This window comes from Calidithermus terrae (assembly GCF_003574345.1).
Classification (GTDB): Bacteria; Deinococcota; Deinococci; order Deinococcales; family Thermaceae; genus Calidithermus; species Calidithermus chliarophilus.
The window spans coordinates 1-11,995 of the sequence record NZ_QXDL01000129.1 but is presented as its reverse complement, the minus strand read 5'-3'; the positions used below and the strand labels follow the sequence as shown (position 1 = coordinate 11,995).

The window sequence follows — 11,995 nt, the reverse complement described above, 5'->3', positions numbered from 1 at the left end:
GGGTGGGCGACGCGGGGGCGGTGCGCTACCGCTTCGAGCGCTACCCGGGGATGCTCGAGCTGGGCGTGCGCTTCGAGGGTGGGGCGCCGGGGGTAGCTCCCCGGGTGTGCGTCTACCCCTCCGACGGGAGCGCGGTGGACCCCAACGCCCAGGTCTACAGGTGCCCCTGAGGAGGTGGAAAGAGTGAGAAAGGCAACCATCCTCATCGCCATCGGTTTGCTGACCCTTGCGCCCGCGCTGGCGGGGGCCTGCGACTCTCCCCCCCGCGAGTTCGTGCAGAAGGCCGAGGTGCGCGCGTGGGGCGAGCGCTGCCTGGCCTTCGACCTCGGGGAGACGAACGAGAAGACCTACGCCGTCACCGCCCTGAGCGTGCCCTACGCCCAGGGGCGCGAGATCAAGCCGCAGGACCCCACCACGCGCGCCCTGGTGAACACCTACGCGCAACCGGTCACGCTGGCGGCGGGGGCGGTGCGGCGGGCCGCCGTCACCTACAGGAGCGCCGACGTGGCCTACCTGCGCATCGACCACCGGGTGGACGTCAAGGACGGGGTGCTCCGGCGCAACGGCCGGGCGGTGCTGACCAAGAGCGGCATCGACTACAACAACCTGCTGTGGGGGACGGCCTGGGCGCTGTCCTTCGGGCTGGTGAGCCTGTTCTGGTGGCCCAACACCTCCGTGACCCAGACCTACACCGAGGCCATCCCGCTGTCCCCATCGGCCCCGGCCATCACCTTCGAGTACGGCGGGGGCGGGGGCTGTGCGGCGGTCAGCGGCTTCGAGGGTCGCTTCCGCGTGGACCCCAAGCGCATGCAGCCGGGGAAGATCTACCACGTCAGGACCCGGGTCTACTGCGCCGGGGGGGCCGCCGGCATCGCCGGCTACGCCGAGGCCGTGGTGGACCCGGTGACCCTGCGCTACAACCCCGAGGGCTACCCCCGCGACCCCGACGGCAGCGTCGGGGCCTGGCTGGAAATCGGGGGGAGCCCCGTCCCGTGGCAGACCTGGGTGACGGCCGACGGAACGCCGTTGCTCAACGACGCCTCCTGGCCCGCCGACGGGTCGTTCGCCGTAGGCCGGGGCTGGAAACCCTCGGTGTGCCTGGAATACGACTACGGCGAGAACGACCGCCGCTACTGCGCGAAACAGGCCCCGGTAGCCCGGACCTCCACCGACACCCCGCAGGACCCGCTTTCGCTGCCCCTGAACCCCCACCTCGAGGGCAGCGTGTCCTACAGGTGGGAGGGCGACGAGGCCCAGCGGGTGACCCGCATCGACGTCAGCCCCACGCCCCGCCCGAGCGAGCGGGTGATCACCGACCGCTTCGAGGTGTCGGGTCGGGCCGTCGTGACCCTCTCCCTCGCGGGCTACACCCGCGCGCAGAACCTCACCGTGGGCCGCAGCTACGAGTTCAGCGGCCCCGGCGACGTGGCGGTGCTGCCCGGCCGATACAGCTTCAGCCACCTCTGCGGCGTGCCGCTGGACCCCGCCCGCGAGTTCGTGCTCGGGGACGGGGAAACCCTGCCCGCCTGCTTCTACGCGGGGCGGGAGAACCCCTGAGGCTCCGCCGGGTGTACGCCCATCAGGGCGTCCCGAAGGGAATCTACCCCCGCCCCGGTCAGCCCTTGAGCAGGCGGGGGTCGAAGGCGAAGGGCCGGGGCTCGCCGACGTGCACCCGGCGGTACTGCGGATGAGAGACGTTGAGCACGTAGTTGTGCTCCCAGGGCACCACCGCGCTCGGCACCCTGAGCAGGAGGCTTTGGTTGCTCCGGGCCCATGCACTTCCTAAGTCTTTGGTGCTCTGGGGGGCAGGGCTCTGCTGCCAATCGGGGGGCAGCTCGGGTAGCTCCGCCACCAGGCTTTCGTCGAAGCGTACCGGGAAGGCCAGGTACTCCGGCAGCTCGGCGTAGCTCTCGGCGTGGACCAGCACCTCCAGCGCGGCCAGGCTGGCGGTGGAGGCCAGGTACACCACGCGGGTGCCGGGGTGGTTCCAGCGGTTGCCGTAGCGGAAGCTGCCCTCGCCGTCGAAGGCGGTCTCGGCCCGGTGGTGGGCCACCAGGCGCCAGGCCTGCAGCCGCGGCATCTAGGCCGGGCCCCCGTCGAGGATGCGCTCGAGCACCCGCTCCACCTCCTCCGCCCCCAGCGGGGTGCGGGCGTACTCCAGCGGGGTGGCCCCGCCCAGCGCCCGGTTGGGCCGGCTGAACCAGCGCGCGACCCCCTCAGGGGTGCGGAAGACCTGGGCGGCGTGGGCCACCAGCCGGGCCAGCCGCCACAGCCGCTCGCTCTCCTCCGGGGTGAAGCGGCCGCTCTGCTTGCGCCGGTGGAGGGTGGTGGTCGGGATGCGCACCACCCAGGCCAGGCGCCGCTCGCCCACGCCCAGGCGCTCCAGCAGCCGGTCCCAGCCCTCCGCGGGCAGGCCGTCCAGCAGGTAGCGGATGCCCTCCTGGGTGTCGCGCGGGTGCAACCCGAAGAGGGCGAGGGACTCGAGGGCGGGGTCGTGCAGGGTCGCTGTCATGGCGTCTCACCGTTCCGTCTGGAATCTTACAACGTCCATTTGGCGGATGCGTGTCGAGCCTTCCAATCCGGTTCGGCGGGCGCAGCGCCGGTCGGCTTGGCCTCGAGCGCGACGGCTACCACCCGGGGGCCCTGTGCCTGAACCGTGGGGCTTCTCATCCTGCCCCGCTCCCCTGTTCCGGTCCTGCCTAGAATAAAGCCATGAAGACGCTGCTGCCCCTGCTGGCCGTGTTCCTGCTGGCCGCGGCCTGCCGCCAGACCGAGCCCCCGCCCTCGCCCCCTCCGGTGCAGGACCCCCCGGCCCAGGGGCCGCTGCTGCTGGGGCAGGAGGGGTTCTCCCTGAAGTTCCAGCAGACCCTTCCCGAGTTCGGGGCCCAGGTCTACGTGGCCCCCAGGGACGGGGCCTGGCGCGACTACATGACCCAGCTTAACCTGAACGATGACCTGGTTCCCTCCTACTTCGCCATCTCCATGCTCCGCCTGCGCGAGGGGCGCCTCGAGGTGTGGGCCCAGGACCTCTCGCCCACCAGGGTCTACGGCGGGCGGCGCTTCCGGTGGGTCTACCCCTTCCGCCTCGACGACTCGGGCTTCCCCCCGAAGCTGGTCTTCCCCGACGGCCCGGTGAGCTTCGAGGTGCTGCCCGAGTTCCCCTGGGGCGACGCGGCCCCCACCGACGACCGCGTGCGGGGCTACCTGCGCACGGTGAGCGTCGGGGGGGCCTTCCAGGCCTGCATCCGCCAGGACTGGCAGCCCAACCCCTCCTGGTCCCTCATCGACAAGGGGCTGTGGGGGGAGGTCTTCTCGATGGGTGGGGACAACGCCCCCTCAGGCCGTGAGCCCAACTGGATGGTGAGCTACCTCTGGCAGGACGGGGTCTACGCGGGCAGGCCCAAGGGGCAGGGACCCGGGACCTTCAGCCTGGGGCCCACCAACAGCGACCAGACCTACCTCGACGGCCGGGCCCACAGCGCGGTGATGATCTCCAAGAGCTACGGGACGGGGCGGGTGCGCCAGGCCTGGGAGGGGCGCTGGTTCCGGGCCTACAACCGGGGCTTCGGGGCCTACGACGACCCCGCGGCCCCCGGCGGGGTGCGCTGCGAGCTCGGCGAGGGCTGGCGGGTGGAGGAGGTGAGCGACCCCGAGCAGGTGGGGCTGCTCGAGGCCTACGAGGAGAGCTCCCGCAGCGGCCCGATCCACCCCGACGTGGACTACTACGCCCGCCCCAGCCTCAACCCCAAGCTCTGCCCCACCGCCTGGCGGCGTCCCGGCGGCAGCTGCGAGGTGGGCTGAGCCGGGGTCGCGCCGAGCAGGCCTCGAGCCGCCCCCCATGCCGGGGTATGCTGTTGGCGTAACATGGAGCTTAAGACCCTCGAATCCTGGCTCTGGGAAGCCGCCTGCGCCATCCGCGGCCCGGTGGACGCGCCCAAGTACAAGGACTACATCCTCCCCCTCGTGTTCCTCAAGCGCCTCTCCGACGTGTTCGACGACGAGCTGGCCCGCCTGAAGGGCGAGTTCGGCGACCTCGCGGAGGCGCTGGCCGAGGGCGACCGCAACCTGGTGCGCTTCTACATCCCCCCGCACGCCCGCTGGGGCTACCTGCGCACCCTGCCCAAGGGCGGCCTGGGCGAGAGGCTCACCGACGCGGTGCGGGCGGTGGCCCAGGCCAACCCGGCGCTCTCCGGGGTGGTGGACGTGGTGGACTTCAACGCCACCGCCGCCGGGCAGCGCATCGTCCCCGACGACTACCTCAAGGCCCTGATCGAGGCCCTGTCCAAGGAGCGGCTGGGCCTCGCCGACGTGGAGCCCGACCTCTTGGGCCGGGCCTACGAGTACCTGCTCAGGAAGTTCTCCGAGGACGTCGGCCAGTCGGCGGGCGAGTTCTACACCCCCCGCATGGTGGGCGTGCTGATGGCCCGCCTCCTGCGCCCGGAGCCGGGCCAGGAGGCCTATGACCCCGCCTGCGGCTCGGCCGGGCTGCTGATTAAGGCCCACCTGGACCTGCTCGAGCGCCACGGGGTGCAGGAGAACGGCCACCTCAAGCTGCCCGGCCACCTCAAGCCGCTGCGGCTGTACGGCCAGGAGTTCCAGGCCACCACCTACGCGCTGGGCATGATGAACGCCTTCCTGCACGACATGACCGCCGACATCAGGCTCGGCGACACCATGGCCAACCCGCGCCACCTGGAGGGCTCCGGCCTCAAGCGCTTCGACCTGATCGTGGCCAACCCCATGTGGAACCAGACCGTCCCCGCCGCCCTCTACGAGAGCGACCCCTTCGCCCGCTTCGGCTTCGGCGTTCCCCCGGCCTCGAGCGCCGACTGGGGCTGGGTGCAGCACATGCTGGCCTCGCTCAAGGACGACGGGCGCATGGCGGTGGTCCTCGACACCGGGGCCGTGAGCCGCGGCAGCGGCGCCAGCGGCAGCAACAAGGAGCGCGACATCCGCAGGCGCTTCGTGGAGGCCGACCTCGTCGAGGCGGTGGTCCTGCTCCCGGAGAACCTCTTCTTCAACACCACCGCCCCCGGCGTGATCCTGGTGGTCAACCGCGCCAAGCGCCGCCCCAAAGAGATCCTCCTGGTCAACGCCTCCAAGCTCTTCGTCAAGGGCAGGCCCAAGAACGAGATGACCGAGGAGCACGTGGAGCAGGTGGCCCGGCTGTACCACGAGTGGCGGGCCGAGGAGGGCCTCTCGGCGGTCATCGGCCTGGAGGAGGCCGCCAGGCACGACTACAACCTCTCGCCCTCGCGCTACGTGAGCCAGAACGGGGCCGAGGAGGTGCTGCCCCTGGAGGAGGCCGTGGTGAGGCTGCGCGAGGCCGAGGAGGAGCGCCAGGCCGCCGACGCCGAGCTGGATAAAGTGCTGCACACCCTGGGCCTGGGAGGCCTGCATGCCTGAGCTGCGCGAGGGCGAGACGGTGGAGTTCAAGGAGCAGTGGAGCCCCACCGCCCTCGAAGACCTCGCCGCCTTCGCCAACCACCGGGGCGGCACCCTCTACGTGGGCGTGAGCGACGGCGGGGAGGTGGTGGGCTTCGGCGGCGGCGACCCGGAGGTCCGGCGCATCGCCAACCAGATCCACGACCTGCTGGGCCTGGCCCCAGCCCTTCGCCCGGTCCAGCTGGAAGGACGCGAGGTGCTGGAGGTCGGGGTCGAGCCCTCGGTGGTGCCGGTGGCCTGCAGGGGCCGCTACCTGGTGCGGGTGGGCAGCACCAACCGCACCATGCCCGGCGAGGAGATCGCCCGGCGCTTCATGCAGCGCACCGGCCAGACCTGGGACGGCCTGCTCTCGCCCTGGGGGCCGGAGGAGGCGGACGCCGAGGCCCTGGGGCGCTTCGTCGGCCGGGCCAGGCCCCGGCTGCCCGTGCTGAGCGAGGGCGACCCGCCGGAGCGGGTGCTGGAGAACCTGGGCCTGCTCCGGGAGGGCCGCCTCACCCACGCGGGGGTGCTCCTCTTCGCCCGGAAACCCCAGCGGCTCTTCCCCTCCGCCGTGCTGCGGGCGGCCCGATTCCGGGGCACGCTGATCAGCGGCGAGCGCACCTTCGACGGCAGCCTGTGGGATCAGCTCGAGGGCGTGATGGAGTACCTGCGGGACAGCCTCGGCGTCGAATACCGGGTCGAGCCGGGCGGCCTGGGCGTGGACGAACTCCGGCGCCAGGAGGTCTGGCCCTACCCCCCTGAGGCCCTGCGCGAGGCCGTGCTCAACGCCCTGATACACCGGGACTACGCCGACCCCGACGACATCCAGCTGCGCCTCTACCCCGACCGCCTCTGGCTGTGGAACCCCGGGGAGCTCTACGGCGGGCTCACCGTGGAGGTGCTCCGCCGCGAGGACCACCCCTCGCGCCTGCGCAACCCGGCCATCGCCCAGGTGTTCTACTACGCCGGGCTGGTCGAGCGCTGGGGCTCGGGGATCACCCGCATGCGCCAGGCGCTCCGGGAACAGGGCCTCCCCGAGCCGGAGATGGCCGAGGAGGCCGGTGGGTTCCGCCTGACCCTCCTCAAGGACGCCTACACGCCCGAGCTGCTACGGGCGCGGGGGCTCTCCGAGCGGCAGGTGCGGGGGGTGATGTACGCCAAGGAGCACGGCGGCATCACCAACCGTGAGTACCAGGAGGTCGCGGGCGTCTCCAAGCGCACCGCCAGCCGTGACCTGGAGCAGCTGACGGGGTGGGGCATCCTCGAGCGGGTGGGGGAAACCGGCAAGGGGACGCGGTATGTCTTGAAGGGGCCAGGAAGGGGCCAAAGGGGCCAGGAAGGGGCCACAAAGGGGTCAAACGGGACTGGAGGCAGTCATGCCTGAACCCTATGAAGCCATAAAGCCAGATACAGCACCTCCGCCTACCGAAGCTGATGCGTTATCCAAGGAATTCAAGATGACCCAGATGGGCATGCTGCCGCAAGATTGGGACGTAGTCCAGTTGCATCAGGTGACACTTCACACATTTGGAGGTGGGACTCCCTCTACCAAAAACCCGGCATATTGGAGTGGACCTATCCCCTGGACTACAACGGCGGTCATTGGGGAGTTCGATGCCGAGCTGCGCGGCTTCCAGCGAACAATATCGGAGGAGGGTCTAAAAAGCTCTGCTTCGACCCTAGTTCCCCAAGGGAGCCTCCTGATTGGTACACGCGTTGGAGTAGGCAAGGCAGTGGTGACGACCTTCGACGTGGCAATTAACCAGGACCTCACAGCGTTGGTGCTGAATGAACGTTTAGACGCGCGCTTCGCTGCTTATTTACTCAAGGCTGAGCGCTACCAAAGGTGGTTCCGGGAGAATAAGCGTGGCACAACGATCAAGGGAGTTCCGCGTCAGGATGTGCTCAACCTTCAGATACCTCTCCCGCCCCTCCCCGAACAACGCGCCATCGCCCACGTCCTCCGCACCGTCCAGCGGGCCAAGGAGGCCACCGAGCAGGTCATCGCCGAGGCCAGGGAGCTCAAGAAGAGCCTGATGCGCCACCTGTTCACCTACGGCCCGGTGCCGGTGGGGGAAGCGAGCATAGTCATGCTTAGGCCGACAGAGGTCGGCGATATACCCCGTCATTGGGAGGTACGGCTGGTTAGGGACATTGCTACACGAAGTCAGTACGGGACATCTCAGCGGGGAGAGCAGCAGGGGTCTCTTCCAATGCTCCGAATGAACAACCTTGTCGATGGTCGTCTCGACGTTTCGAACCTTCAGTACGTCGAGCTAGACCACAGAGACATTGAGAAGTACAGGTTGTCAAAGGGCGATATCCTCTTCAACCGGACTAACAGCTTCGAGCTGGTCGGCAAGACCGCGCTGTTCGATCTGGAAGGCGATTTCGTTTTTGCCTCATATCTCGTTCGGGTCACTCTGGATAAAGAGCAGTGCTTACCGGAATACCTCAACTACTACATGAATGCGGAAACGACCCAGGCGCGCTTAAAGCTTCTTGCGAGCCGAGGTGTGAGTCAGTCCAACATCAGTGCTTCAAAGCTGGCAGGCTTCAAGGTGCCGATCCCCCCTTCAGCCGAACAAGCCTCGATGGTAGCCCTTTTGCAAGGCATAGATGCCAAGCTTGAAGCAGAGCAAGAGCGCCTCGCCTCCCTCGATGCCCTCTTCCAATCCCTCCTACACCACCTCATGACCGGCAAGGTGCGGGTGAACCAGATCGCGCAGTTGCTGGGGGTGGGGTGATGGCGCACCGGCTGGGCGGTGAGCGCGACGCGGTGCAGAACCCCCTCCTGCGCTACGCCGAAGAGGTCGGCTGGACGCTGCTTGACCCGCAGGAGGCCGAGCGGCTGCGGCGCGGGACCGGCGGGCTGCTGCTGCACGAGGTATTCCTCCAGCAGGCCCAGCGGCTCAACCCCGGCGTGGTGGACCTGCCCCAGGCCGAGGAGCTGGCCGCGCGGCTGGCGCGGGTGCGGCCCGGGCTGGAGGGGAACCTGGAGGCCTGGGAGTACCTCAACGGGCTCAAGACGGTGTTCCTGCCCCAGGAGGGCCGGGAGAAGAACGCCCGGCTGATGGACCCGGCGGACTGGAGGGCCAACACCTTCCACGCCACCGCCGAGCTGCGCTACACCGGCGGCACCGACCCCATCCGCCTTGACGCGGCCTTCTTCGTCAACGGCATCCCGCTGCTGTTGGTCGAGACCAAGTCGGCCCACAAGCTGCAGGGCATGGCCGAGGCGCTCGAGCAGGTGCGGCGCTACCACCGCGAGGGGGCGCCCCTGCTCACCCTCGAGCAGCTCTTCACCCTCACCCACCTGGTGCAGTTTTACTACGGGCCCACCTGGAACCTCGGCCGCAAGGCCCTCCTCAACTGGCGCGACGAGGCCGCGGGGGACTTCGAGACGCTGGTCAAGACCTTCCTGCACCCTGCCCGGCTGGTGCGGGTGCTCGCCGACTTCGTGCTCTTCACCCGCCGCGACGGGGAGCTCTCCAAGGTGGTGCTCCGGCCCCACCAGATCAGGGCGGTGGAGCGGGCGCTGGGCCGGGCCCACGACCCGCACAAGCAGCGGGCCCTGGTCTGGCACACCCAGGGCTCGGGCAAGACCTTCACCATGATCGTGCTGGCCCGTAAGCTCCTCGACGAGCCGCTGTTCGAGAGCCCCACGGTGCTGATGCTGGTCGACCGCAACGAGCTGGAGCAGCAGCTTTTCTCCAACCTGGCCTCGGTGGGGCTCGCGGGCGCGGTGCTGGCGGAGTCCAAGCGCCACCTGCGCGAGCTGCTGCAGGACGACTACCGCGGGCTGATCGTGACCACCATCCACAAGTTCGAGGGCATGGCGGCGGGCATCAACCCGCGCCGCAACATCTTCGTGCTGGTGGACGAGGCCCACCGCACCACCGGGGGCGACCTGGGCAGCTACCTGATGGCCGCGCTGCCGGGCGCCACCCTGATGGGCTTCACCGGCACCCCCATCGACCGCAGCAGCCGCGGCCGGAGCACCTTCGAGATCTTCGGGGCCGACGACGAGAGCGGCTACCTGGACAAGTACTCCATCCGTGAGAGCATCGCCGACGGGACCACCGTGCCGCTGCACTACACCCTGGCCCCCAACGAGCTGCGGGTGGACCGCGAGACCCTCGACCGGGAGTTCCTGAGCCTCAAGGAGGCCGAGGGCGTCTCCGACGTCGAGGAGCTCAACAGCGTGCTGGAGCGGGCGGTGACGCTGAAGAACATGCTCAAGAACCCCCAGCGCGTCGAGCGGGTGGCGCGCTTCGTGGCCGAGCACTACCAAGACTACGTCAAGCCGCTGGGCTTCAAGGCCTTCCTGGTGGGGGTCGACCGCGAGGCCTGCGCGCTGTACAAGGAGGCGCTCGACCGGCTCCACCGGGAGGACCCCGGGCGCTACCCGCCCCCCGAGGCCAGCGCGGTGGTGATCAGCCCCGCCCACAACGACCCGCCCCGGCTCAAGGCCTATCACCTCGGCGAGGACCAGGAGCGCGCCCTGCGCGACGCCTTCCGCAAGGAGGCCAACCCCCAGATCCTCATCGTCACCGAGAAGCTCCTCACCGGCTACGACGCCCCGGTGCTGCTGTGCATGTACCTGGACAAGCCGATGCGCGACCACGTGCTGCTGCAGGCCATCGCCCGGGTCAACCGGCCCCACCAGGGCAAGACCAGCGGGCTGATCGTGGACTTCGTGGGCGTCTTCGAGCGGCTGGAGAAGGCTCTGGCCTTCGACTCGCAAGACGTGGTCGAGGTGGTCAGGGACTTGGGCGTGCTGAAGGAACACTTCGCCCAGCTGATGGGGGTCTTCCGCAGCCGGTACCTGCCGCTGCTCGACCCGAGCGCCCCGCCCGACAAGGCCGCCGAGCGGGTGCTGATGCACTTCCGCGACGAGGAGGAGCGCCAGGACCTCTACGAGTTCTACAAGTCGGCCTCCGACGCCTTCGAGGTGCTCTCCCCCGACGCCTTCCTGCGGCCCTACCTGGACGACTACGACCTGCTCTCGCGCATGGTGCGCATGCTCAAGGAGGCCTACGAGGGCGGGGCGCCGGTCGACCGGGAGTTCCTGCGCAAGACCGCCGAGCTGGTGCAGGCCCGGACCCAGGCCGGCGACGTCGGGCAGGCCCTCGAGCTCTACGAGATCAACGAGCAGCTGCTCGACACCCTGGCCAAGCGCAAGCGGCCCCCGGCGGTGGAGGTGTTCAACCTGGTGCGCTCGATCGCCGCCAAGGTCGGGGCCGAGCTGGGGGCCAAGCCCTTCCTGGTGGGGATCGGCGAGCGGGCCGAGGCGGTGATCCAGGCCTTCCAGCAGCGCCAGAAGGACGCCCAGGCGGCGCTGGAGGAGCTCAAGGCGCTGATCGCCGAGATCAACCAGGCCGAGGCCGAGCTGGCCGAGAAGGGGCTCGACGCCCGGGTCTTCACCGTCTACTGGATCCTCCAGCGGGAGGGGTTGCCGAACGCCCAGGCGGCGGCCCAGGCCATGCAAGCGGTGTTTGAGCAGCACCCCCACTGGCAGGAGCTGTCCGATCAGGAGCGGGAGGTGCGCAGGGCGCTCTACCGCCAGCTGGTGGAGGCGGGAGTGGCTAAGGAGCGCCTGGTGCCCCTGGCCGACCAGATCGTGCTGGCGCTCAAGGGGAGGCGGGCGTGAGCGAGCGCCTGGAGCGGCTGGTCCCCGCCGAGGTCTTCAAGGCCGAGGTGCGGGCCTGGGCGGCGCGGGTGGGGGTGGAGTACCGCGAGCTGCACCTGCGCCCGATGGTGAGCAAGTGGGCGAGCTGCTCACGGCGGGGCCGCCTGACCTTCAGCACCGACCTGCTGGCCCAGCCCGCCGCCTTCCGGCGGGAGGTCATCGTGCACGAGCTGCTGCACCTCAAGCTCGGCGGCCCGCGGCACGACAAACGCTTCCGGGCGCTGATGCGGGCCTACCTGGCGCGGGGGCTGGGGTGGGCGGGGGAAGCCCGCAGGCTGCCCGGCGTCTGAGGCTGGGGCTGGACGCCTCGAGCCAGGCCCTCCCGCCAGAGGGCTCGCCGCCGCCTCTCGGTGTACCGGCCTCCCGCCGCCGGAGGCGGCGGCGTCCCGAAGGGGGTCGTCCGTTCGGTGTACCGGCGTCAGCCGGTCCCGAAGGGGGTCGTCCGTCTGGTGTACAGAGCTTGCTCTGTCCCGAAGGGGATCGTCCCCGGCGGGGGGCGCGGCAGCTCTCATCTTTCCCCGGCAGGCCCACGCGGCGTCTCCTACCATGGGCGCATGCGTTCGTGGCGTTACCTGGTGCTGGCGCTGCTCTCGGGCGGCGTGCTGGCCCCGCTGGGGCTGGCCCTGACCCTGCGGCGCGCGCGGCTTTGGCGGGTGTCGGCGGCCTGCCTGGGGGGGCTGGCGCTCTTCGCGCTGATGTGGGCGCAGCCCTACCTCTGGAGCTCGCTGCTGTGGCTGGCGGGCCTGGCGGGCCTGCAGGTGCTGGCGGTGGGGGAGGAGCGCGACCCCCGCGCGTGGGGGCGGGCGGCGCTGCTGGTGCTGGGGCAGGTGCTGCTGGGCCTGGGACTGGGCCTGGCGCTGGCCGCGGCGGGGTGGCTCC

Annotated in this window: 10 protein-coding genes; 8 read left to right on the top strand and 2 right to left on the bottom strand. The window is 70.0% G+C overall.

The window, feature by feature from the left end:
• The first annotated feature begins 183 nt into the window (after positions 1 to 183).
• A complete protein-coding gene (locus Mterra_RS14020) occupies positions 184 to 1,557 on the top strand; it encodes a hypothetical protein (RefSeq protein ID WP_119315739.1) in 1,374 nt (457 codons plus the stop codon).
• A gap of 58 nt (positions 1,558 to 1,615) precedes the next feature.
• Here Mterra_RS14020 and Mterra_RS14015 read toward each other — a convergent pair whose 3' ends face one another.
• Together Mterra_RS14015 and parS are read right to left on the bottom strand one after the other, a co-directional pair.
• Entirely contained in the window at positions 1,616 to 2,080 is a 465-nt protein-coding gene (locus Mterra_RS14015; RefSeq protein ID WP_245971634.1) for an RES family NAD+ phosphorylase, read from the bottom strand.
• Complete coding sequence (parS, locus tag Mterra_RS14010; RefSeq protein WP_119315738.1) at positions 2,081 to 2,512, bottom strand: type II RES/Xre toxin-antitoxin system antitoxin; 432 nt, start codon at positions 2,510 to 2,512, stop codon at positions 2,081 to 2,083.
• Between the two features lie 200 nt (positions 2,513 to 2,712).
• Here parS and Mterra_RS14005 point away from each other — a divergent pair, with 200 nt between their 5' ends.
• From Mterra_RS14005 to Mterra_RS22395, 7 genes are all read left to right on the top strand, one after another.
• Complete coding sequence (locus Mterra_RS14005; RefSeq protein ID WP_119315737.1) at positions 2,713 to 3,801, top strand: hypothetical protein; 1,089 nt, start codon at positions 2,713 to 2,715, stop codon at positions 3,799 to 3,801.
• Between the two features lie 63 nt (positions 3,802 to 3,864).
• A complete protein-coding gene (locus Mterra_RS14000; RefSeq protein ID WP_119315736.1) occupies positions 3,865 to 5,406 on the top strand; it encodes a type I restriction-modification system subunit M in 1,542 nt (513 codons plus the stop codon).
• Positions 5,399 to 6,808: an ATP-binding protein gene (locus Mterra_RS13995; protein WP_119315735.1), complete on the top strand. Its 1,410-nt coding sequence runs from the start codon at positions 5,399 to 5,401 to the stop codon at positions 6,806 to 6,808. Before Mterra_RS14000 ends, Mterra_RS13995 begins: the two co-directional genes overlap by 8 nt.
• The gene (locus Mterra_RS13990) at positions 6,801 to 8,171 is read left to right on the top strand and encodes a restriction endonuclease subunit S (RefSeq protein ID WP_119315734.1); all 1,371 of its coding nucleotides are present in this window, start codon (positions 6,801 to 6,803) and stop codon (positions 8,169 to 8,171) included. Before Mterra_RS13995 ends, Mterra_RS13990 begins: the two co-directional genes overlap by 8 nt.
• Complete coding sequence (locus Mterra_RS13985; RefSeq protein ID WP_119315733.1) at positions 8,171 to 11,077, top strand: type I restriction endonuclease subunit R; 2,907 nt, start codon at positions 8,171 to 8,173, stop codon at positions 11,075 to 11,077. Before Mterra_RS13990 ends, Mterra_RS13985 begins: the two co-directional genes overlap by 1 nt.
• Positions 11,074 to 11,406 (top strand): M48 metallopeptidase family protein, encoded by a 333-nt coding sequence (locus Mterra_RS13980; protein ID WP_036220010.1) that lies wholly within the window; start codon positions 11,074 to 11,076, stop codon positions 11,404 to 11,406. Before Mterra_RS13985 ends, Mterra_RS13980 begins: the two co-directional genes overlap by 4 nt.
• Before the next feature lie 264 nt (positions 11,407 to 11,670).
• Positions 11,671 to 11,995, top strand: a 325-nt coding sequence (locus Mterra_RS22395) for a competence protein (protein ID WP_119315732.1), incomplete at its 3' end; no start/stop codon positions are given.